This is a genomic window from Pseudomonas sp. PH1b (assembly GCF_000633395.1).
GTDB lineage: Bacteria > Pseudomonadota > Gammaproteobacteria > Pseudomonadales > Pseudomonadaceae > Aquipseudomonas.
The window spans coordinates 141,295-163,369 of the sequence record NZ_AYMU01000013.1 but is presented as its reverse complement, the minus strand read 5'-3'; the positions used below and the strand labels follow the sequence as shown (position 1 = coordinate 163,369).

At 64.0% G+C, this 22,075-nt stretch carries 16 protein-coding genes; 5 read left to right on the top strand and 11 right to left on the bottom strand.

Going from position 1 to position 22,075, the window contains the following annotated elements:
• Positions 1-34 precede the first annotated feature (34 nt).
• Positions 35-1,306 carry an O-acetylhomoserine aminocarboxypropyltransferase/cysteine synthase family protein gene (locus tag U873_RS0122365; RefSeq protein ID WP_025130357.1) on the top strand — a complete coding sequence of 424 codons (1,272 nt, stop codon included), beginning with the start codon at positions 35-37 and terminating at the stop codon, positions 1,304-1,306.
• Positions 1,307-1,454: 148 nt separating this feature from the next.
• Entirely contained in the window at positions 1,455-1,949 is a 495-nt protein-coding gene (locus U873_RS0122360) for a DUF2165 family protein (RefSeq protein WP_025130356.1), read from the top strand.
• A 105-nt stretch (positions 1,950-2,054) separates the two neighbouring features.
• Here the strand turns inward: U873_RS0122360 and putP are convergent, their stop codons facing one another.
• Together putP and U873_RS36760 are read right to left on the bottom strand one after the other, a co-directional pair.
• A complete protein-coding gene (gene putP, locus U873_RS0122355) occupies positions 2,055-3,539 on the bottom strand; it encodes a sodium/proline symporter PutP (protein ID WP_025130355.1) in 1,485 nt (494 codons plus the stop codon).
• A gap of 124 nt (positions 3,540-3,663) precedes the next feature.
• The gene (locus tag U873_RS36760; RefSeq protein ID WP_157838117.1) at positions 3,664-3,921 is read right to left on the bottom strand and encodes a hypothetical protein; all 258 of its coding nucleotides are present in this window, start codon (positions 3,919-3,921) and stop codon (positions 3,664-3,666) included.
• Between the two features lie 81 nt (positions 3,922-4,002).
• Here U873_RS36760 and putA point away from each other — a divergent pair, with 81 nt between their 5' ends.
• The gene (gene putA, locus U873_RS0122350) at positions 4,003-7,956 is read left to right on the top strand and encodes a trifunctional transcriptional regulator/proline dehydrogenase/L-glutamate gamma-semialdehyde dehydrogenase (protein WP_025130354.1); all 3,954 of its coding nucleotides are present in this window, start codon (positions 4,003-4,005) and stop codon (positions 7,954-7,956) included.
• Positions 7,957-8,025: 69 nt separating this feature from the next.
• Here putA and U873_RS0122345 read toward each other — a convergent pair whose 3' ends face one another.
• The 8 genes from U873_RS0122345 to U873_RS0122310 form a co-directional block, all read right to left on the bottom strand.
• A complete protein-coding gene (locus tag U873_RS0122345; protein ID WP_025130353.1) occupies positions 8,026-8,439 on the bottom strand; it encodes a heme-binding protein in 414 nt (137 codons plus the stop codon).
• A gap of 48 nt (positions 8,440-8,487) precedes the next feature.
• Complete coding sequence (locus U873_RS0122340) at positions 8,488-10,140, bottom strand: ABC transporter ATP-binding protein (protein ID WP_025130352.1); 1,653 nt, start codon at positions 10,138-10,140, stop codon at positions 8,488-8,490.
• On the bottom strand, positions 10,130-11,026 hold the full coding sequence (locus tag U873_RS0122335; RefSeq protein ID WP_081818700.1) for an ABC transporter permease: 897 nt from the start codon (positions 11,024-11,026) through the stop codon (positions 10,130-10,132). The genes U873_RS0122340 and U873_RS0122335 overlap by 11 nt, the downstream gene beginning before the upstream one ends.
• 11 nt (positions 11,027-11,037) lie before the next feature.
• The gene (locus tag U873_RS0122330; protein WP_025130350.1) at positions 11,038-11,994 is read right to left on the bottom strand and encodes an ABC transporter permease; all 957 of its coding nucleotides are present in this window, start codon (positions 11,992-11,994) and stop codon (positions 11,038-11,040) included.
• 35 nt (positions 11,995-12,029) lie between these two features.
• On the bottom strand, positions 12,030-13,631 hold the full coding sequence (locus U873_RS0122325) for an ABC transporter substrate-binding protein (RefSeq protein ID WP_025130349.1): 1,602 nt from the start codon (positions 13,629-13,631) through the stop codon (positions 12,030-12,032).
• Positions 13,632-13,726: 95 nt separating this feature from the next.
• A complete protein-coding gene (locus U873_RS0122320; protein WP_025130348.1) occupies positions 13,727-15,220 on the bottom strand; it encodes an aldehyde dehydrogenase family protein in 1,494 nt (497 codons plus the stop codon).
• Positions 15,217-16,323 (bottom strand): mandelate racemase/muconate lactonizing enzyme family protein, encoded by a 1,107-nt coding sequence (locus U873_RS0122315; protein WP_025130347.1) that lies wholly within the window; start codon positions 16,321-16,323, stop codon positions 15,217-15,219. Before U873_RS0122315 ends, U873_RS0122320 begins: the two co-directional genes overlap by 4 nt.
• Positions 16,304-17,956, bottom strand: a complete 1,653-nt coding sequence (locus U873_RS0122310; RefSeq protein ID WP_025130346.1) for a GMC family oxidoreductase — start codon at positions 17,954-17,956, stop codon at positions 16,304-16,306. Before U873_RS0122310 ends, U873_RS0122315 begins: the two co-directional genes overlap by 20 nt.
• Before the next feature lie 160 nt (positions 17,957-18,116).
• On the opposite strand from U873_RS0122310, the gene U873_RS0122305 reads away from it, so the two are divergent.
• Together U873_RS0122305 and U873_RS0122300 are read left to right on the top strand one after the other, a co-directional pair.
• Positions 18,117-19,022, top strand: coding sequence for a LysR substrate-binding domain-containing protein (locus U873_RS0122305; protein WP_025130345.1), 906 nt, complete (start codon positions 18,117-18,119; stop codon positions 19,020-19,022).
• A 228-nt stretch (positions 19,023-19,250) separates the two neighbouring features.
• On the top strand, positions 19,251-21,053 hold the full coding sequence (locus U873_RS0122300) for an acyl-CoA dehydrogenase (protein ID WP_025130344.1): 1,803 nt from the start codon (positions 19,251-19,253) through the stop codon (positions 21,051-21,053).
• 196 nt (positions 21,054-21,249) lie between these two features.
• Here the strand turns inward: U873_RS0122300 and U873_RS37675 are convergent, their stop codons facing one another.
• Positions 21,250-21,981: a methyl-accepting chemotaxis protein gene (locus U873_RS37675; RefSeq protein ID WP_371261336.1), complete on the bottom strand. Its 732-nt coding sequence runs from the start codon at positions 21,979-21,981 to the stop codon at positions 21,250-21,252.
• Between the last annotated feature and the right edge of the window lie 94 nt (positions 21,982-22,075).

The following is a 22,075-nucleotide window of genomic DNA, read 5'->3' as shown; positions in this document are numbered from 1 at the left end:
CACCAAGCGGTAACGGACCCTAAGTCGAGGAACTATGAAAGACGCAACGATTGCGCTGCACCATGGATTCAAGTCGGACCCGACCACCAAGGCCGTGGCCGTGCCCATCTACCAGAACGTCGCCTTCGAGTTCGACAACGCCCAGCACGGGGCCGACCTGTTCAACCTCGATGTGCCCGGCAACATCTACACCCGCATCATGAACCCCACCAACGATGTGCTGGAACAGCGCATGGCCGCCCTGGAAGGCGGGATCGCCGGGCTGGCAGTGGCGGCCGGCAGCGCTGCCATCCACTACGCGATCCAGACCCTGACCCAGGCCGGCGACAATATCGTCTCCACTCCGCAGCTGTACGGCGGCACCTACACCCTGTTCGCCCACCTGCTGCCGAGCTTCGGCGTCGAAGTACGCTTTGCCCGGGACGATTCCCCCGAGGCCATCGCCGAGCTGATCGACGACCAGACCAAGCTGGTGTACTGCGAAAGCATCGGCAACCCGGCCGGCAACATCGTCGATATCGAAGGCCTGGCCCAGGCCGCTCACGCCCGCGGCGTGCCGCTGATGGTGGACAACACCGTGGCCACGCCGATCCTGTGCAAGCCGATCCAGTTCGGCGCCGACATCGTCGTGCACTCGGTGACCAAGTACGTCGGTGGCCACGGCAACTCCCTGGGCGGGGTGATCGTCGACAGCGGCAACTTCCCCTGGACCGACCACCCGCAGAAGTTCGCCAGCCTCAACACCCCGGAGCCGGCCTACCACGGCGTGGTCTACACCGAGAAATTCGGCCCCGCGGCCTTCATCGCCCGGGCCCGCACCGTGCCCCTGCGCAACACCGGCGCGGCGCTGGCACCGATGAACGCCTTCCTCCTGCTGCAAGGCCTGGAAACCCTGGCCCTGCGCATGGAGCGCCACACCGACAACGCCCTCAAGGTGGCGCAGTTCCTCGAGAACCACCCACTGGTGGCCTGGGTCAGCTACGCCGGCCTGGCGAACCACCCGCACCACGAACTGGCGCGCAAGTACATGCAGGGCAAGCCCTCGGCAATCCTCTCCTTCGGCCTCAAGGGCGGTTACGCCGCGGGCGTGCGCTTCTACGATGCGCTGCAGATCTTCAAGCGCCTGGTGAACATCGGCGACGCCAAGTCCCTGGCCTGCCATCCGGCTTCCACCACCCACCGGCAGATGAACGAAGAAGAACAGGCCAAGGCCGGGGTCAAGCCGGAAATGATCCGTCTCTCGGTGGGCATCGAAGCCATCGAAGACTTGCTCGAAGACCTCGACCAGGCGTTGAAGCAGGCCTGATCGGAGCGGGCCCGCCAGCCGGCACCGGCAGGCCCCTTGCCACCCTGCCCCGGCCATCGCGCCGGGGCTCGCCGAACCCGCGTTGGCAGCAATGCCTTACCCAGCCCTCAGCCCGCAGGATCATTTCTCACCCGCAAAGGACTCCAACATGACTGTGCGTTACGTAAAGATCATCATGACCCTGGCCGTTGCCGCCTTCGCCTTGCTGGTGGCCTACAACAACATCAGCGACTACGGCTCCAACTTCGCCTTCGTCCAGCACGTGCTGAGCATGGACAGCGTATTCGCCGGCAACAGCGCCACCGACCGGGCCGTGACCCTGCCGCTGCTGTGGAACGCCGGATACTGGCTGATCATCGCCGGTGAAGCCCTGACCGGGCTGCTCCTGACCTTCGGCGCCGTAGGCCTGTGGCGGGCGCGCCACGGCGTGGCCAGCGACTTCAACCGCTCCAAACGCTGGGCCATCGCCGGTTTCTGCCTGGGCTTCTGCGTCTGGTTCTTCGGCTTCATGGTGGTCGGCGGCGAGTGGTTCATGATGTGGCAGTCACCGACCTGGAACGGCCAGGACGCTGCGTTCAAGTTCTACATGGCGATCCTCGGGGTGCTGATCTTCCTCAACCAGCCCGACGCCGAGCTGCACTGAGCCAAGACCCCGCTCCCGGCCCGTCAGGCATAAAAAAACGGCCCGCTGCGATGACGCAGCGGGCCGTTTTCATTGCCCTGGGGAATCAGGGCCGGGGTTCAACACTCACTGATTGAGCTTGAAATCCTTCTCGGCAGCTTCGAAACGCTGGACCATGCCGGCGCTCGGAGCCCCCATCTTGCTCACCAGCACAATCGCCAGGCTGGCGAAGATGAAGCCCGGGATGATTTCGTACAGACCCAACAGGGCGAAGTGCTTCCACAGGATCACGGTGACGGCACCGACGATGATCCCGGCCAGCGCGCCGTCGCGGGTCATGCCTTTCCACATCACCGAAATCAGCACCACCGGACCGAAGGCTGCGCCGAAGCCGGCCCAGGCGTAGCTCACCAGGCCCAGTACGCGGTTCTCGGGGTTGGCAGCCATGGCGATGGCGATCAGGGCCACCACCAGCACCATGGCGCGACCGACCCACACCAGTTCCAGCTGGGAGGCGTGCTTGCGCAGGAAGGCCTTGTAGAAGTCCTCGGTCAGGGCACTGGAGCACACCAGCAGCTGGCAGCTCAGGGTGCTCATGACGGCGGCCAGGATGGCCGACAGCAGCACACCGGCGATCCATGGGTTGAACAGCAGCTTGGCCAGCTCGATGAACACCCGCTCATGGTTCTCGGTCACGGGACCGGCCACTTCAGGGTGCGCCGAGAAGTAGGCGATGCCGAAGAAGCCCACGGCCACGGTGCCGCCCAGGCACAGGATCATCCAGGTCATGGAGATGCGCCGGGCATTGGCAATCGATTTCACCGAATCGGCGGCCATGAAGCGCGCCAGGATGTGCGGCTGGCCGAAGTAGCCCAGGCCCCAGCCCAGCAGCGAGATCACGCCGATGAAGGTGGTGTTCTTGAGCATGTTGAAGTTGCTCGGGTCCTGGGCTTCGATCGCCAGGAAGGTGGTGTCGACGCCACCGGTGGCCAGCAGGACGATGATCGGCGTCAGGATCAGGGCGAAAATCATCAGCGTGGCCTGAACGGTATCGGTCCAGCTCACTGCCAGGAAACCACCGACGAAGGTGTAGGCAATGGTTGCCGCCGCACCGGCCCACAGCGCGGTCTCGTAGGACATGCCGAAGGTGCTTTCGAACAGGCGGGCACCGGCGACGATGCCGGAGGCGCAGTAGATGGTGAAGAACACCAGGATCACCACCGCGGAGATGATCCGCAGCAGGCCGCTCTTGTCTTCAAAACGGCTGGAGAAGTAGTCCGGCAGGGTCAGTGCATCACCGTTGTGCTCGGTCTGCACCCGCAGGCGACCGGCAACGAACAGCCAGTTCAGGTAGGCACCGACGATCAGGCCGATGGCGATCCAGCTCTCGGACAGGCCGGACATGTAGATGGCGCCCGGCAGGCCCATCAGCAGCCAGCCACTCATGTCGGAAGCACCGGCGGAAAGCGCGGTCACCACGCTGCCCAGGCTGCGGCCGCCAAGGATGTAGTCGGAAAGGTTGTTGGTGGAGCGATAGGCCATGAAGCCGATCAGCACCATTGCCGCGATGTAGATCACGAAGGTGATCAGGGTTGGATTGCTTGCACTCATTGAGTTACGCCCTGGCTTTGTTTTTATGGTGCGGCGGCCACTGCCACCCGCCGCCAAACGATGACACTTGGGAAACGATCAGGCGGGCCGCGCATTTATGACTGATGTTTCCCCAGGAAAGCCATCAGCCGATGAACCAGTCTTGTAGGACGGTTGCACCTTGGCCGCGAATCCTATGCAACAAGACGAACAAGGTGCAACCAATTTGCGTCGAATCAGTTGCACCTTGTCCAAAAACTGGTCGTTGACGACGCTTTTGCTCCTTTTTGGAGCAAGAAATGGCGTTTTCAGAAGCAAAGGCACCAGTAGGAGGCAAGCCACTCCATGCAGGAATTTTATTCCTGACAAGCTGCTTCTTTTTCCAGCTAAAAATGGGTTGCACCCGGTTGCACCTATTGCAGTGCGCGGATAATCTTGCCGCCAGCTGATGCCACACGTGCGTGGCAAACATGAGGATAAAAATATGGCTACCACCACCCTCGGGGTCAAACTCGACGACCCTACCCGCGAGCGCCTCAAGGCCGCCGCGGCCTCGATTGATCGTACGCCGCACTGGCTGATCAAGCAGGCGATTTTCAATTACCTGGAAAAACTCGAGGGTGGTGCAACCCTGACCGAGCTGAGCGCTACCGCCAGCCGGGACACCGAGGAAGCCGGCGAGGTCCAGACCGACCACGCCCACCAGTGCTTCCTCGAGTTCGCTGAAAGCATCCTGCCGCAATCGGTGCTGCGCGCCTCGATCACCGCCGCCTACCGTCGCCCGGAACCGGAAGTGGTGCCGATGCTGCTGGAGCAGGCGCGCCTGCCGGCCGACACCGCCGAAGCCACCAACAAGCTGGCCTCCTCGATCGCCGAGAAACTGCGCAACCAGAAGAGCGCCGGCGGCCGTGCCGGTATCGTCCAGGGCCTGCTGCAGGAGTTCTCCCTGTCGTCCCAGGAAGGCGTGGCGCTGATGTGCCTGGCCGAGGCCCTGCTGCGCATCCCCGACAAGGGCACCCGTGACGCGCTGATCCGCGACAAGATCAGCACCGGCAACTGGCACCCGCACCTGGGCAACAGCCCGTCGCTGTTCGTCAACGCCGCCACCTGGGGCCTGCTGCTCACCGGCAAGCTGGTGTCGACCCACAACGAGGCCGGCCTGACCTCCTCCCTGAGCCGCATCATCGGCAAGAGCGGCGAGCCGATGATCCGCAAGGGCGTGGACATGGCCATGCGCCTGATGGGCGAGCAGTTCGTCACCGGCGAAACCATCGCCGAAGCCCTGGCCAACGCCAGCAAGTTCGAAGCCAAAGGCTTCCGCTACTCCTACGACATGCTCGGCGAAGCCGCACTGACCGAGCACGATGCGCAGAAATACCTCGCCTCCTACGAGCAGGCCATCCACTCGATCGGCAAGGCCTCCCACGGTCGCGGCATCTATGAAGGCCCGGGCATCTCGATCAAGCTCTCGGCCCTGCACCCACGCTACAGCCGCGCCCAGTACGAGCGCGTGATGGACGAGCTGTACCCGCGCCTGCTGTCCCTGACCCTGCTGGCCAAGCAGTACGACATCGGCCTGAACATCGACGCCGAGGAAGCCGACCGCCTGGAGCTGTCCCTGGACCTGCTCGAGCGCCTGTGCTTCGAACCGCAACTGACCGGCTGGAACGGCATCGGCTTCGTGATCCAGGCCTACCAGAAGCGTTGCCCGTACGTGATCGACTACGTGATCGACCTGGCCCGCCGCAGCCGTCACCGCCTGATGATCCGCCTGGTGAAAGGCGCCTACTGGGACAGCGAGATCAAGCGCGCTCAGGTCGAGGGCCTGGAAGGCTATCCGGTCTATACCCGCAAGGTGTACACCGACGTTTCCTACATCGCCTGCGCACGCAAGCTGCTGTCGGTGCCGGAAGTCATCTACCCGCAGTTCGCTACCCACAACGCCCACACCCTGTCGGCCATCTACCACATTGCCGGTCAGAACTATTACCCCGGCCAGTACGAGTTCCAGTGCCTGCACGGCATGGGCGAACCGCTGTACGAACAAGTGGTGGGCAAGGTTGCCGAGGGCAAGCTGAACCGTCCGTGCCGCGTTTACGCACCGGTGGGCACCCACGAAACCCTGCTGGCCTACCTGGTACGCCGGCTGCTGGAAAACGGCGCCAACACCTCGTTCGTCAACCGCATTGCCGACCAGTCGATCTCGATCCAGGAACTGGTGGCCGATCCGGTCGCGCAGATCGAGCAGATGGCCACCCTGGAAGGCGGCCTCGGCCTGCCGCACCCGCGCATTGCCCTGCCGCGTGACCTGTATGGCGCCGAACGCGCCAACTCGGCCGGCATCGACATGGCCAACGAACACCGCCTGGCGTCCCTGTCCTGCGCCCTGCTGGCCAGCGCCCACAACCACTGGAAGGCCGCACCGATGCTCGGTTGCGCCGCCAGCAGCGAAACCCCGGCGCCGGTACTCAACCCGTCCGACCATCGCGATGTGGTGGGCCACGTCCAGGAAGCCACGGTCGAAGACGTCGACAATGCGATCCAGTGCGCCCTGAATGCCGCGCCGATCTGGCAGGCCACGCCGCCGGCCGAGCGCGCCGCGATCCTCGAGCGCGCCGCCGACCTGATGGAAGGCGAGATCCAGCCGCTGATGGGCCTGCTGGCCCGCGAGGCCGGCAAGACCTTCGCCAACGCCATCGCCGAAGTGCGTGAAGCCGTGGATTTCCTGCGCTACTACGCGGTGCAGGCGCGCAACGACTTCAGCAACGACGCCCACCGTCCATTGGGCCCGGTAGTGTGCATCAGCCCGTGGAACTTCCCGCTGGCGATCTTCAGTGGCCAGGTCGCCGCGGCCCTGGCTGCCGGTAACCCGGTACTGGCCAAGCCGGCCGAACAGACCCCACTGGTGGCGGCCCAGGCCGTGCGCCTGCTGCTCGAAGCCGGGATTCCCGAAGGCGTGCTGCAACTGCTGCCGGGCCAGGGCGAAAGCGTCGGTGCCCGCCTGGTGGGTGACGAGCGCGTCAAGGGCGTGATGTTCACCGGCTCCACCGAAGTTGCACGCCTGCTGCAACGCAACATCGCCGGGCGCCTGGACAACCAGGGCCGGCCGATCCCGCTGATCGCCGAAACCGGTGGCCAGAACGCGATGATCGTCGACTCCTCGGCGCTGACCGAACAAGTGGTGATCGACGTGGTGTCCTCGGCCTTCGACAGTGCCGGCCAGCGTTGCTCGGCCCTGCGCGTACTGTGCCTGCAGGAAGATTCCGCAGACCGCGTGATCGAAATGCTCAAGGGCGCCATGGCTGAAAACCGCCTGGGCAACCCGGAGCGCCTGTCGGTGGACATCGGCCCGGTGATCGACGCCGAAGCCAAGGCCGGCATCGAGAAGCACATCCAGGCCATGCGCGACAAAGGCCGCAACGTGTACCAGATGGCCATCGCCGACAGCGAAGAATGCAAGCGTGGCACCTTCGTGATGCCAACCCTGATCGAGCTGGAAAGCTTCGATGAGCTGCAGCGCGAAATCTTCGGCCCGGTGCTGCACGTGGTGCGCTACAAGCGCAAGGAAATCGACCAGTTGATCGCCCAGATCAACGCGTCCGGCTACGGCCTGACCCTGGGCGTGCACACCCGCATCGACGAAACCATCGCCAAGGTGGTGGACAACGTCCATGCCGGCAACGTCTACGTCAACCGCAACATCGTCGGTGCCGTGGTCGGCGTACAACCGTTCGGCGGCGAAGGCCTGTCGGGCACCGGCCCGAAAGCCGGTGGCCCGCTGTACCTGTACCGCCTGCTGTCGACCCGCCCGGTGGATGCCATCGAACAGTCCTTCGCCCGTGCCGATGCCGCAGCCACCCCGGACCTGCGCCTGCGCGAAGTGCTGCTCAAGCCGCTGAACGCCCTGCAAGCCTGGGCCGAGAGCAGCAAGCTGACGGAGCTGGGAGCCCTGTGCAAACAGTTCGCCGAGCAATCCCAGAGCGGCATCACCCGCCCGCTGGCCGGCCCGACCGGCGAGCGCAACAGCTACGCCATCCTGCCGCGCGAGCACGTGCTGTGCCTGGCGGAAATCGAAGGCGACCTGCTGACGCAACTGGCTGCCGTCCTGGCGGTTGGCGGCTCGGCAGTGTGGCCAGAGAGCGAGATCGGCAAGGCACTGTTTGCCCGTCTGCCCAAGGAAGTCCAGGCGCGCATCCAGCGCGTGGCCGACTGGACCAAGGACGAGGTGGTGTTCGACGCCGTCCTGCACCACGGCGACTCCGACCAGCTGCGCAGCGTCTGCCAGCAAGTGGCCCAGCGCGCCGGTGCGATCGTAGGCGTCCAGGGCCTGTCCCAGGGCGAGACCACGATTGCCCTGGAGCGCCTGGTGATCGAGCGCGCCCTGAGCGTCAACACTGCAGCAGCCGGCGGTAATGCCAGCCTGATGACCATCGGTTAAGAGCAGCGGCAAGCGGTAAGCTTCAAGCGGCAAGCAAGGGTGCAACGCCTTTGCTTGCCGCTTGCAGTCCTAGCCTGCCGCTTGGTTCAGCGGTTTACCGCCGACCTTGGCCACTTGGGCATCTTGCCCGGCTTGTACCCCCGATACACCGATCGCTCCCACGACCTGCCCTGCCACGACCAGCGGTACGCCACCTTCCAGGGACGTCAGCAACGGCGCTGACAGAAAGGCTGTTCGCCCTCCATTGACCATGTCTTCATAAGCCTTGCTTTCCCGTCGTCCCAGGGCCGCTGTTCGTGCCTTTTCAAGGGCGATATAGGCGCTGATCGGCGCGGCGCCATCCAGGCGTTCCAGGCCCAGCGGGTGGCCCCCGTCATCGACCACGGCAATGGATACCGCCCAGTCGTTGTGCTGCGCTTCGCGCCGCGCGGCGGCCAGGATCCGGCTCACCTCGAGCCCATCCAGTACAGGTTTGCTATGCATGACGCTCTCCGGTGAAACAGTGCCTGTGGGATTGAAGGGTTGCGGGCTTCAACCATTGATCAATGCCTGCTGTGGTGCCTGGGCCAGACGCCGGGTCAGCCAGCCCGGGTCCATCTCCGGAACGGAGGCCAGCAACCGTTCGGTGTAGGCATGATGGGGCGGAGTGAACACTTCCCGGATGGAGCCTTGCTCGACAACCTTGCCCTGCAGCATCACCACCACCTCGTCGGCGATGCTGCGCACCGTCGCCAGGTCATGGGTTATGAACAGATAGGAAAGACCCAATTGCTCCTGCAGCCGGTCGAGCAATTGCAGGATGCCCTTGGCCACCACCTGGTCCAGCGCTGAAGTCACCTCGTCGCAAATGATGAACTCGGGTTCGGCGGCCAGCGCCCGGGCAATGCAGATACGCTGTTTCTGACCGCCGGACAGCTCGCCGGGAAAGCAGTCGATGAAGCGGCTCGACGGCAGTTCGATCTGTTCCAGCAACTCACTGATGCGCTCTTCCCTGGCCCTTCCCTTGAGCCCCAGGTAAAGCTCGAGCGGCCTGCCGATGATGTCCCGCACCCGCTGCCGGGGATTGAGTGCGGTGTCCGGCATCTGGTAGACCATCTGCATGTGCCGCAATACGGTTTTACTGCGCTGGTGACAGGCGCCCGGCAATGCCTGGCCCTGGAACAACACCCGGCCCTGGGTGGGCGGTAGCAGGCCAGTCAGCACCCGGGCCAGGGTTGACTTGCCCGAGCCGGACTCGCCGACCACGGCCAACGTAGCGCCCCTGGGTATTTCCAGGGAGACGTCCTCCAGCACCCGGGTCTGGCCGTACATCGCATGCACGCCCTCGACCTTGACCAGCGCTGCCTCGGTGGACCGGGGCTTGGTCTCTCGCTGCATCGAACGCACTGCCCACAGGCTCCGGGTATAGGGCTCGCGTGGCGCCGCCAGCATGGTCCGGGTGTCGGCCTGCTCCACGGTTTCACCGTTACGCAGCACCATGATCCGGTCGGCCATTTGTGCCACCACCGCCAAATCGTGCGTGACATAGATGGCGGCAGTGCCGAATTGCTGCACCAGATCGCGAATGGCTGCCAGTACCTCGATCTGAGTCGTCACATCAAGGGCCGTGGTGGGCTCGTCGAAGATGATCAGGTCCGGCCGGCAGGCCATGGCCATGGCGGTCATCGCCCGCTGCAACTGACCACCGGAGACCTGGTGCGGATAACGCAAGCCGATCTGCTCCGGATCGGGCAGGCGCATGCGCCGGTACATCTCCACGGCATCCCCCTGGGCCTTGCACTCTGGCAACACGCGGTGCTGCACCGCGGTTTCCACATACTGATCGATCAAGCGATGCGCCGGGTTGAATGAGGCCGCCGCCGACTGCGCCACATAGGCGATGCGCGAGCCCCACAGCTGGCGCTTGCGTTCGCGCGGGAGCCTGGCCAGGTCGACACCGTCGAACAGGATCGAGCCCGCAGTGATCCGGCAACCCGGTTTCTCGTAGCCCATGGCCGCCAGGCCCAGGGTGGATTTGCCGGCACCCGACTCGCCGATCAATCCCAGGACTTCACCGCGGTGCAATTCCAGGTCGATGCCCTTGACGATGGAGTGCCAGGCGTCACCGCGATTGGCCTCGATGCACAGCCCGGAGATCTTCAACAGGGTTTGGTCGAACGCTTTGCCGTTGTTTTCAATGTTCATCGCGCAGCCCACTGGTCATGTGCAGGAACCAATCCACCACGAAGTTCACCCCGATGGTCAGCACGGCAATGGCCAGTGCCGGGAGCAGCGGGGTGATGTCGCCGTAGGTAATCAAGGTCGCGTTGTCGCGCACCATCGAGCCCCAGTCCGCCGTCGGCGGCTGGATACCCAGCCCGAGGAAGCTCAAGGCGGAAATGAAGAGAAAGGTGAAACAGAAACGCAACCCGAACTCCGCCACCAGGGGCGGCAGGATGTTCGGCAGGATCTCGCGGAACATGATCCAGCTGCGGCTCTCGCCACGCAGCCGGGCGGCCTCGACAAAATCCAGCACCGCGATGTTGGTTGCCACGGCCCGGGTCAAGCGGAACACCCGCGTGGAGTCGAGCAACGCGATGATCACGATCAGCACCGGAATCGCCGTGCCAAAGAGCGTCAGCAACAGCAAGGCGAAGATCAGTTGCGGGATCGCCATCAGCACGTCCACCAACCGTGACAGCAACTGGTCGACCCAGCCACCCCGTGTCGCCGCCAGCAACCCCGCCACGCCGCCGACCAGGAACGCCAGGCAGGTCGCAAGCACCACAATGCCGATGGTATTGCGGCCGCCGTACAGCAGGCGGGTAAGCATGTCGCGCCCGAGGTTGTCGGTTCCTAGCAGGAACTCACGGCCCCAGGCATCGAACTCGACGCCGACAATCTGATTCTCGCCATAAGGCGTCAGCAACGGGGCGAACACCGCGGCCAGGACATACAGCACAATCACCAGCAGGCCGAATCGGGCACTCCAGGGCGCCTTGCACAGCCCACGCCACAGCCTTTGCTTCACACCAGCACGGGTTGTGGCAGGCGCCAGGCCCACCGTGTTTTCTACCTGTTCGGGGTTCATCCCTTGCTCGTTCATCGTGGGTGCCTCAACCTGGGGTTGGTGACCACACTGAGCACATCGGCACTCAGATTAAGGAGGATGTAGGTCGCCGCAAACACCAGGCTGCACGCCTGGACCACCGGCAGATCGCGCTTCTTCACCGAGTCCACCATCAACTGCCCCATTCCTGGATAGACAAACACCACCTCGACCACCACCACGCCCACCACCAGGTAGGCCAGGTTGAGCACGATCACGTTGATGATCGGCGCCAGCGCATTGGGCAAGGCGTGTACCAGGATGATCCGCCATCGCGACAGGCCCTTGAGGTTGGCCATTTCGATATAGGGGCTGGCCAGCAGGTTGATGATCGCGGCACGGGTCATGCGCATCATGTGCGCCAGCACTACCAGGGTCAGGGTGAGGGCTGGCAGGGTCACTCGATAAAGCTGCTCCAGCAGCGGCTGCGACGGGTCGATATTGGCCAGGCTCGGCAACCAGCCGGCTTTCACCGAGAACACCAGGATCAGCAGGTAAGCCAGGAAGAACTCGGGAAACGAGATGCAGGTCAGGGTGAAGCCGTTGATGAACCGATCGAAAATGCTGTTGCGGTAGATCGCGGCGAGAAACCCCAGGCCCAGGGCCAGGGGCACCGCAATGCAGGCCGAGACCAGCGCCAGGAACAGGGTATTGAGCAATCGGCCACCCAGCAGCTCACCGATCTCGCGACCGTTGGCCAGCGAATGCCCGAAGTCGCCCTGTAGCAGCGCGCCAAGCCATTGGCCGTAGCGCAGGTACAGCGGCAGGTCGAGCCCCAGGCTGCGACGAAAGGCGGCGACGGATTCGGGGGTCGCCGCCTGGCCGAGAATCTCCGTGGCGATGTCCCCGGGCAGGAATTCAACCCCCACCAGGATGATCACCGAGACCACCCACAGGCTGAGCAAACCCAGTGCGAAACGCTGGGCGAGAATCTTTGCAATGTTGTTCATGATCCGGGCCCTACTTCAGGAGCGAAAGACACGCCTCAGGCAAACCACCAGCGCTCGGCCGCGCGCAAGCCATCCAGATCCCAGTTGTTGGCCAGTGTTTCATGGCCGATGTTCTTCGAGATGCCATCGACGTAATTGGCGAACAGCGGAATCAGCGCCCCGCCCTCGTCACGCAGCAGCCGCTGCATCTGGGCATACATTTCACGGCGCTTGCTGTCGTCCAGTTCCGAGCGGGCGCTGAGCAGCAAGCTGTTGAACTGGGCGTTGTCCCAGAACGTTTCGTTCCAGCTCGCCCCCTTGCCGTACACCAGGGAGAACGCCCAATCCGCCGTGGGCTTGCCTCCCCAGTAGTCCATGCTCCAGGGCTTTTTCATCCAGACGTTTTTCCAGTAGCCATCATTCGGCTCGCGCACCACGTTGATATCGATGCCGGCCTTGGCGGCATGCTCCTTGAACAGCACCGCGGTATCGACCGAGCCGGGAAACGCCGCATCGGCAGCGCTGAGATCAACCTTGAGGCTGCTGAGTCCGGCTTGCTTGAGGTAGAACCGGGCCTTCTCCGGGTCGTATTCGCGCTGAGGGATGTCGCTGGAAAAATAGCGATAACCGGAGCTGATCGGATGGTCGTTGGCGACTTCGCCATGGCCCCGCAGGATGGTCTGCAACAACGCCTTGCGATCGATCGCATGCTTGAGTGCCATGCGCACGTTGTTGTCGGTAAAGGGCGCGGCCGTGGTGTTCATCGGCAAGCTGTAGTGCTGGCCACCATTGATGGAGGCGATCTCGATGGCCGGATTACGCTGCAGCAGGTGCAGGGTCTTCAGGTCACACTGGTTCATCGCATGGATTTCACCGGTGATCATGGCATTGGTGCGTGCGCCCACATCGCCGATGACCAGGAACTCCACGGAATCGAACCAGCCCCGATCGCTCTTCCAGTAATTGGGGTTGCGCTTGACCACGGTCTTCACCCCGGGGTTGAAGCTCTCCAGTACATAGGCGCCACAGCCGATGCCCGACAGCGCATCGGCCTTGCCGTCCTTGGCGGGCATCACCGGCAGGTGGTAGTCGGACATCAGGTAGGGAAAGTCGGCGTTACCGCTTTTCAGGGTGATGATCACCCGGTCCTTGCCGTCGACCTGAATGCTCGCCACCGGCTCCAGCAAGCTGTTGGCGGCGGATTTCGAGTCGACGCCGCGGTGGTGCTCGAGGGAGGCCGCCACATCCTGCGCCTCGACAGTCTTGCCATTGTGGAACTCGACCCCCTGGCGCAGTTTGAAGCTCCAGACCTTTGCATCGGGAGAGGCCTCCCAGCTCTGCGCCAGTTCACCGACCAGCTCGCCGCTGTTGGTGATCTCGGTCAGGTAGTTATGGATCGAGTGACCCACCGATTGCATGTAGTTGTCACCGTAGGTACCCGGATCGAAAGAGTCGGTGGTCGAGCCCGTGCTGATGCCCAGCTTGAAATTGCCGCCGCGCTTGGGCACCGCGCCCTTGCCCTGGGCCAGGGCGATACCGGGCATGGCGCTGGCCATGGCCACTCCGGCACCGGCTGCCAGCATGCTCAACATGAAAGTGCGTCGATCGATGCGCCCCTGAACCAGGCGCCTGGTGAGATCGTCGATGAGTTCGCTCATGAGTTGACTCCTTTATTAATTGTATTTTTTAGGATGTGTCTCAAACAGCAGCAAAACCGGCAGTCAGGCTGCCCACTCTTTCGTCCCTTGTGGCCTCAGATCCGTGCCGTGACGGACTTCGACCGGCAGTAGCTCCCTAGGCCTTCCAGCCCTTTCTCCCGGCCGAACCCGGACAGTTTGTTACCGCCGAATGGCGTTTCCACTCCTCCGGCAAAGTATTCATTGATGTACACCTGACCGGCGTCGATGTCCCGTGCCAGACGCAGGGCCTTGGTGATGTCCCGGGTGTAGATCCCGGCCGCCAGGCCAAAGGGCGTGGCATTGGCCAGCAGCAACGCCTCTTCGACTGAGTCGGCTACCTGCACTGCAAGCACCGGGCCGAAGATTTCTTCCTGCACCAACCGGTCCATCGGGCCCAGGTTGTCCAGCACCGTGGGCTGGAAGAACCAGCCCTCGCCGCTTTGCGGATCAACGCCGCGAGCGCCACCCACCACAACGTTAACTCCGCGCTTTTTCGCCTCGTCGACATAAGCGCTGATCTTGTTGAGTTGCTCCAGTGAGGTAATCGCGCCGATGTGCGGGTTTTTCAGGCCATGGCCAAGCGTCAGTTGCGCCGCCCTGAGGGCCAGGCGTTCGACGAACTCGCCATGAATCGAGCGCTCGATGATCAGCCGCGAGCCCGCCGAACAGATCTGCCCGGCATTGGAGAATATCCCCCAGAGCACATCCTCGACCGCCGCTTCGAGGTCGCAATCGGCAAGCACCACTGCTGGCGACTTGCCCCCCAGCTCCAGGGTGACACTGGTGATGTTGCGGGCTGCGGCCTGCATCACCAGGCTGCCGGTACCCACCGAGCCGGTGAAGGTCACATGGCACACCTTGGGGTTGGCCACCAGCGGTGCTCCCGCCTCGGCGCCGGTGCCAGTCAACACATTGCACACCCCGGCCGGCAAACCGGCCTGGTGGAGGATCTCGGCCAGCAGCAAGGCGCTGAGCGGCGTCTGCTCCGCCGGTTTGAGCACCGCCGTGCAACCGGCGGCCAAGGCCGGCGCCAGCCCGCGGGCAGCGGTGGAGAAGGGATAGTTCCAGGGGATGATATGCGCCGTGACACCCACCGGCTCCAGGTGAGTGAATGACACATAGTCAGGCCCCAGGGGGATGCTGTCGCCCTGCAGCTTGTCGGCGGCGCCGGCGTAGTACTCGAACAACCGCGCGGCCGAGCGTACATCGCCCCGCGCTTCGTCCAGGGTTTTGCCGTTGTCCAGGCATTCGACGATCGCCAGGCGCTCGGCGTTGGTGCGAATGCCTTCGGCCGCACGCTGCAGTATACGGCTGCGCTCGACCGGCAAGACCTTGCGCCAGGTCTCATTCATCGCCTTGTCTGCCGCAGCCACCGCCAGTTCGACATCTTCAGCATCACCTGCGGCAACTGCGGCAAAAGCACGCCCGGTACCCGGATCGAAGGTCTCCAGCTGACGCCCCGAGGCCGGCGAACACCACTGGCCGTTGATGAAATGACGGCTGGGCAACTGCGCCAGGGTGCCGCTGGCGAAATACTCGCCAATCAATGCCTCTGCCACCCGGCTCATTTCGACACCTCGCTCAGTTGGTAGGTGGATTTTTCCAGCCATTGCGGGGCGATCTCGATACCCCAGCCGGGGGCATCGGACACCGTCACGCAGCCGTCTTCAACGCGATACGGCGACTCGACGAACAGCCCCTCCTGCCAGGGGTAGTAGTCGGCGCCCTCAATGGACAGCTCCAGGTATTTGCCGGCGTTGGGCAGGGCCTTGAGAAAATGCATGGTGAACAAGGTCACCAGCGACAGGTTGGCACTGTGGGGGGTGCAGGGCAGGCCAGCCTCCTCGGCCATGCGGGCGACCTTCATTGAGCGGGCGATGCCTCCCAGGTACAGCACGTCCGGTTGCACGATATCCACCGCGCGCATCTCGATCATTCGCCGCCAGGTGGCAAGGTCGCAGTCCTGCTCGCCTCCGGTAACATCCAGATCCAGCGCAGCGGTCACTTGCCTGGTCTGCTCCAGCTCCCAATAAGGGCAGGGCTCCTCGAAATGCTCGATGCCATGCTGTTCGAGCAACCGCCCCACTTCGATGGCCCGTGCCGGAGAAAAACCGGAGTTGCCGTCGACCAGCAACGACACCTGGTCGCCCAGGGCCTTGCGAATGGTCGGAACGATGCTTTCAGTACGCCCCGGCCACTCATCGCGGTCATGACCGCATTCGGCTCCGACGCGAAACTTGAAGGCATCGAAGCCGTGCCGGTCCTGTAGACGTAGAAAGCGCTCGGCTTCCTGATCCGGGGTGATCTCACGCTGCATCGAAGAGGCATAGCAGCGCAGCTTCCCCGGCGTCCCCCCGAGCAGTTCGACCACCGGTTTTTGCTGCAACTTGCCCTGCAGATCCCACAGGGCGGTGTCCAGGCCGGCCATGGCGCGCAGCAGATAAGAGCCGGGAAACTTGTGCTCGCGCTCGGTGATCGTGGTCATCAGGCTGTCGATCTCCTGCCCGTCGGCGCCCAGGGCCCATGGGGCGACCTGGCGATGGAAGATCTGCGCGGTGATATCGGCGTTGTAGGTGGACAACTGCCCCCAGCCCACGGCGCCGCACTCGCTGGTTACACGGACAAAACCCACGTACCTGTCGCAAAACGTCTCAAGCTGTTTGATCCGCATGTCGCCTCACCTTTTCGTTGTCCGCCAGAATCATGTCCGCCGCCTTTTGCGCGACCATGATGGTCGGCGCGTTGGTATTGCCTGAAGTGATGCTCGGGAAGATCGACGCATCCACTACCCGCAGCGCCTCCAAGCCATGCACCCGCAAGCGCAGGTCAACCACCGAATGCTCGGGGTCGGGGCCCATGCCGCAAGTGCCCACGGGATGAAACACCGAGCCGCAGCGCTGGCGAAAATCACTGAGGATCTGCGCGTCCGACATGCTGTCCAGCACCGGCGCAATGGCTTCCTTGACCAGGCCTTGCAGGGCTCGAGTGCGCATCATCTGCTGGACCAGGCGGCCACCGGCGATGACGGCATCAACATCGGCCTGCACCGACAGGTAGTTCGGCCGGATGGTCGGCGCGACCTTGGGATCGGCCGAACAGATATCGATTCGGCCACGGCTCAAGGGGCGGCAAGGCTGAAAGGAAATGATGAACCCCGGGAAAGGATCCGGATTCATCAGCGGGCGCTTGCCCTCCGGTGCCGTGGAATAGGTCACGGGGTTGAAATACAGCTGGGTGTCCGGCGCGCTCATGCCCGCACTGGAGCGGACAAAACCACCTGACTGGTTGACGCTGACGCTCAACGGGCCCTTGCGCGTCAGTACATAGCGCAGCCCGGCCAGCAGCTTGCCGTGCAGGGGGTACAGTTGGTTGTTCAGGGTCGGCTCGGTGCACTGGTAGTAGTAGTTGATCCCCAGGTGATCCTGCAGTTGCCCTCCCACGGCCTCATTGTCCAGCACCAGGTCGATCCCATGCTGGCGCAGCAACTGGGCCGGCCCCACTCCCGAAAGCTGGAGCAACTGCGGCGAGTTCACCGCGCCGGCACTGAGGATGACTTCACGGCGGGCCCGGACCGAAACGATCCTGGCGTCTTTCTCGAACTCGATCCCAACGGCCCGGCGCCCCTGGAACAGCACACGACGCACCAGTGCCCGAGTTTCCAGGTGCAAGTTGGGACGCTGCATGGCCGGGCGCAGGAACGCATCGGCGGCGGAACAGCGCATGCCCTTGCGGGTATTGATCCTGTAGACCCCCACGCCTTCCGGGTGAGGCCCATTGAAGTCCTGGGTGTAGGGCAATCCCATTTCCTTGGCGGCGGCAAAGAAGTGCCGTCTCAAGGGGTGCAATTGCGAGGTGACATCGGAAACGTACAACGGCCCACCGGGACCGGCATTGCCCTGGGCATCGACCTGGCATTCGGAGCGCTGGAAATAGGGCAGCACATCCTCCCAGCCCCAACCGACATTGCCCATATTTTTCCAGGCGTCGAAATCTGCTGGCAAGCCGCGGCAGTAGACCATGGCGTTGATCGAGCTCGAGCCTCCGAGCACCCGTCCGCGCGGCCAGTAGCTACGTCGCGCATCAATGGCCAACTCGGGCTCGGTTTCATACTTCCAGTTGACTCGCTCGTCATAGAAGGTGCGCCCGTAACCTATGGGCATCTTGATGAAGAAGCGCCGGTCGCTGCCGCCGGCTTCCAGCACCAGCACCCGGTTACGACCATCGGCAGAGAGTCGTTCCGCCAGCACCGACCCCGCCGAGCCGCTGCCGACGATGATGTAATCGAACTCCTGCGCTACCTCCATGTTCTATGCCCCATGTGTGAATGATTCGTGGCCCAAGCGCATCAACCTTTGAGCCGGGTGCGTTGCGCCTCCCTTGTATGGCCTCATGATTTAGGTAATTCTTCTTCAAGACAAACGAGAAAAAACACACCTTTGGGGTCAAAAAATTTAGGTCTCGAACATGGGCTACCAGCTTCCCAACCTTCCCTGGCTGCGCTCTTTCGAAGCGGCGGCGCGCAACCTCAGCTTCTCCACCGCCGCCAACGAACTGCACATGACGCCGGCCGCCATCAGCCTGCAGATCCGCTCGCTGGAGCAGTACCTGGGGTTCCAGTTGTTCGAGCGGCTGCCGCGCGGCGTACGCCTGACCGACATGGGCCAGGCCTATCTGCCTTCGGTGCGCAAAGCCTTTGATGGGCTGGCCATGTCCACGGCCGGTCTGTTCGGCAGCCGTGGTGATCAGTCACTGACCGTGCGTTCCAGCGCTGCCTTTGCGGTGCTCTGGCTGGCCCCGCGACTGCATCGGTTCATGGCGGCCTATCCGGGGATCGACGTGCGCCTGCTGGCCGATATCTGGGCGGACGCCATGGGGGCCGACGACAGCGCCATCGACATCCGCTTCGGCGATGGCCGCTGGGAAGGCTTCGAAGTCGAACTGATCCAGAGGGAAGCCTCGGTCCCGGTCTGCAGCGCCCACTGGCTGCACAAGGCACAGGACGAACCAGCCCTGATCTCGATGGCGCAGGACAACCTGATCCATATCATGGGCTGCGAAGACCTCTGGACTCGCTGGTTTCGCGCTGCCGGCTGCGAGGACTACCGAAGCACCCAGGGGCTTCAGGTCGACACGTCCCTGACAGCGCTGGAACTGGCCAGTGCAGGCTCGGGCTTCGCCCTGGTGCTGCAAAGCTTCGCCAAGCCCTATCTGGACAGCGGCCGGCTGGTCTCGCCCTTTGCCGGCGAACTGGCCATCGAGCAGTGCCATTACCTGCTGCTGCCCGAAGGCCGAAATCGCCCCAGCCCTTCGGTCCTGCTGTTTCGCCAGTGGCTGCTGGAGACCGCCGCAGCGGAGCAAGGCGCCGCCTGACACCTGGTTTGGCGACTTCATCACAGCCGTCTATTGTGCTGTTGCCGGCGAAAGGGCCTTGAGCTCTGCATCGCCCTCCATGACGCCTTCGCTGGCAAGCCAGCTCCTACACAAGCCAGCGCCTACAACCGCTGTTTGGGCTTTGCATCACCGCGATCAATCTTGCTATCCAGCCTTTATTCACGCGCCTAGACTCGGCCCACTCCCCCCTTTCAAAGGTGCGCCGCCATGTCCGAGACGCTGCTCAGTTCCCGCAATCTGGCTTTCGAGCTGTATGAAGTCCTCGATGCCGAAGGCCTGACCCAGCGCGAGCGGTTCGCCGAGCACAACCGGGAAACCTTCGATGCCGCCCTGAGCACCGCCCGCAATATCGCCGAGAAGTTCTTCGCCCCGCACAACCGCAAGGGCGATGAGAACGAGCCGCGCTATGAAAACGGCCAGGCGATCCTGATCCCGGAAGTGAAGCCGGCAGTGGATGCCTTTCTCGAAGCCGGCTTTCTCAATGCGGCCCGCAGTTTCGAGGCCGGTGGCATGCAGTTGCCGACGCTGTTGTCCCAAGCCTGTTTCGCCCACTTCCAGTCGGCCAACGCGGCCACCACGTCGTACCCGTTCCTGACCATGGGCGCGGCCAACCTGATCGAGAGCTTCGGCACCGACGAGCAGAAGCGGCGCTTCCTGCAGCCGATGATCGACGGTCGCTTCTTCGGCACCATGGCCCTCACCGAGCCCCACGCCGGTTCGTCGCTGTCGGACTTGCGCACCCGCGCCGAGCCCGCTGGCGACGGCAGTTACCGGCTCAAGGGCAACAAGATCTTCATCTCCGGCGGCGATCATCCACTGTCGGAAAACATCGTGCACATGGTCCTGGCCAAGCTGCCGGACGCGCCGCCCGGGGTGAAGGGCATCTCGCTGTTCATCGTGCCCAAGTTCCTGGTCAATGACGACGGCAGCCTGGGGCCGCGCAACGATGTGCTGCTGGCCGGGCTGTTCCATAAGATGGGCTGGCGCGGCACCACCTCCACGGCGCTGAACTTCGGCGATAACGGGGCGTGCGTCGGGTACCTGGTGGGCAAGCCCCATCAGGGCTTGAGCTACATGTTCCAGATGATGAACGAGGCGCGGATCGGCGTCGGCATGGGCGCGGTGATGCTCGGCTACGCCGGCTATCTCTATTCCCTGGACTACGCCCGCGAACGCCCTCAAGGCCGCCTTCCCGACAGCAAGGACCCGACCACCGCACCGGTGGCGATCATCCAGCACGCCGATGTCAGGCGCATGCTGCTGACCCAGAAGGCCTACGTCGAAGGTGCCTTCGACCTGGGGTTGTACGCGGCGCGGCTGTTCGATGACACCACCACCCTGGACGGCGAAGCCGAACGCCAGCAGGCCCATGAACTGCTGGACCTGCTGACGCCGATCGTCAAGTCCTGGCCTTCGGAGTTCTGCCTCAAGGCCAACGAGCTGGCGATCCAGATCCTCGGCGGCCACGGCTACACCCGGGAGTACCCGGTGGAGCAGTACTACCGCGACAACCGCCTGAACCCGATCCATGAAGGCACCCACGGCATCCAGTCCCTGGACCTGCTGGGCCGCAAGCTGGCGCAGAACGGCGGCGCCGGGCTCAAGCGCCTGATCCGCCTGATCGCCGACACCGGGGTGCGGGCCCAGGCCCATGCCTCCCTGGATGCCCTGCGCCTGCCGCTGGAGCAATTGGTGACGCGCCTGCAAAGCGTGACCCTGGGTCTGCTGGGGGATCTGGCCACGGGCAAGGTCAGCACGACCCTGGCCAATTCGGCGCTGTATCTCAAGGCGTTCGGCCATGCGGTGATCGGCTGGCGCTGGCTGGAGCAGGCCATCCGGGCCGAGGAAGGACTGGCCCGGGGCGATGCCGGGGATCGGGACTTCTACCTGGGCAAGCTGCAGGCCGCGCGGTATTTCCTGACCTGGGAAGTGCCGGGATGCCAGCATGAGCTGACACTGCTGGAGACCCGGGACGCGACCTGCCTGGAAATGCAGGATGCCTGGTTCTGAGGCGACCGCCGCAGGAGCCGGCTGGCCGGCGCAAGCGTCCGGCCTGACGCTGCGCGGCGCACGGTTCGCTGGCAAGCCAGCTCCTACATGAGGCTTCGCTCCGCGCTCGTAGGAGCCGGCTGGCCGGCGAAAGCGTCCGGCCTGACATTGCGCAGTGTGCGGTTCGCTGGCAAGCCAGCTCCTACAGGCTGGGCGCTCAGCGCAGCTTGAACCCGCCGACCTGGCGGGCGAGGTCCTCTGCCAGGCGCTGCAAGGTCCGGCAGTCTTCACGGCAGGCCCGCACTTCAGCCGCCGTGGCCCGGGCCAGGTCGGAAATGCCCTGGACATTGCGGTTGATCTCTTCGGTCACCGCCGACTGCTCTTCCGTGGCGGCCGCCACCTGCTGGTTCATGTCGCTGATGTGCTCCACCTGCCCGGTGATTGCCGTCAGCGAGGCCCCGGTCTGCTGGCTGGACTGAACCCCGGTGCCGGTCGCGGCTCGCCCGGCGTGCATCGAGGACACCGCATTCTCGGCGCCCAGCTTGAGGCTCTGGATCATCTGCTGGATTTCATCGGTGGAAGCCTGGGTGCGCTGGGCCAGGGTCCGCACCTCGTCGGCCACCACGGCAAAGCCGCGGCCCATTTCCCCGGCCCGGGCGGCCTCGATGGCGGCGTTGAGCGCCAGCAGGTTGGTCTGTTCGGAAACCCCGCGGATCACCGCCAGCACCTGGTCGATGGAGGCCACTTGCTCCGCCAGTTCGCCTACGGCACCGGCGGCCCGGGCGATTTCCCCAGACATGCTTTCGATGTGCAGGATCGACCCGCCCACCACGTCCCGGGCCTGCAGGGCTTCATCCCGCGCGGCCTGGGAGGCGTCTGCTGCCTGTCCGGCATTGCGCGCGATGTCCTGGACCGTCAGGCCCATCTCATGCACGGCGGTCGCCACCATGTCGGTCATCTCCTGCTGCCGACCGGAGCGTTCGGCGGTGTTCTCCACCACCGCCGCCACTTGGCCGACCGATGAGCGCAAACGCTCGGTGGTG

Excerpts from the sequence above, each read along its gene's own strand:
- U873_RS0122365 (WP_025130357.1), top strand. The coding sequence starts at position 35 with ATGAAAGACGCAACGATTGCGCTGCACCATGGATTCAAGTCGGACCCG.
- U873_RS0122360 (WP_025130356.1), top strand. The coding sequence starts at position 1,455 with ATGACTGTGCGTTACGTAAAGATCATCATGACCCTGGCCGTTGCCGCC.
- putP (WP_025130355.1), bottom strand. The coding sequence starts at position 3,539 with ATGAGTGCAAGCAATCCAACCCTGATCACCTTCGTGATCTACATCGCG.
- putA (WP_025130354.1), top strand. The coding sequence starts at position 4,003 with ATGGCTACCACCACCCTCGGGGTCAAACTCGACGACCCTACCCGCGAG.
- U873_RS0122345 (WP_025130353.1), bottom strand. The coding sequence starts at position 8,439 with ATGCATAGCAAACCTGTACTGGATGGGCTCGAGGTGAGCCGGATCCTG.
- U873_RS0122340 (WP_025130352.1), bottom strand. The coding sequence starts at position 10,140 with ATGAACATTGAAAACAACGGCAAAGCGTTCGACCAAACCCTGTTGAAG.
- U873_RS0122335 (WP_081818700.1), bottom strand. The coding sequence starts at position 11,026 with ATGAACCCCGAACAGGTAGAAAACACGGTGGGCCTGGCGCCTGCCACA.
- U873_RS0122330 (WP_025130350.1), bottom strand. The coding sequence starts at position 11,994 with ATGAACAACATTGCAAAGATTCTCGCCCAGCGTTTCGCACTGGGTTTG.
- U873_RS0122325 (WP_025130349.1), bottom strand. The coding sequence starts at position 13,631 with ATGAGCGAACTCATCGACGATCTCACCAGGCGCCTGGTTCAGGGGCGC.
- U873_RS0122320 (WP_025130348.1), bottom strand. The coding sequence starts at position 15,220 with ATGAGCCGGGTGGCAGAGGCATTGATTGGCGAGTATTTCGCCAGCGGC.
- U873_RS0122315 (WP_025130347.1), bottom strand. The coding sequence starts at position 16,323 with ATGCGGATCAAACAGCTTGAGACGTTTTGCGACAGGTACGTGGGTTTT.
- U873_RS0122310 (WP_025130346.1), bottom strand. The coding sequence starts at position 17,956 with ATGGAGGTAGCGCAGGAGTTCGATTACATCATCGTCGGCAGCGGCTCG.
- U873_RS0122305 (WP_025130345.1), top strand. The coding sequence starts at position 18,117 with ATGGGCTACCAGCTTCCCAACCTTCCCTGGCTGCGCTCTTTCGAAGCG.
- U873_RS0122300 (WP_025130344.1), top strand. The coding sequence starts at position 19,251 with ATGTCCGAGACGCTGCTCAGTTCCCGCAATCTGGCTTTCGAGCTGTAT.
- U873_RS37675 (WP_371261336.1), bottom strand. The coding sequence starts at position 21,981 with ATGGTGGCGACCGCCGTGCATGAGATGGGCCTGACGGTCCAGGACATC.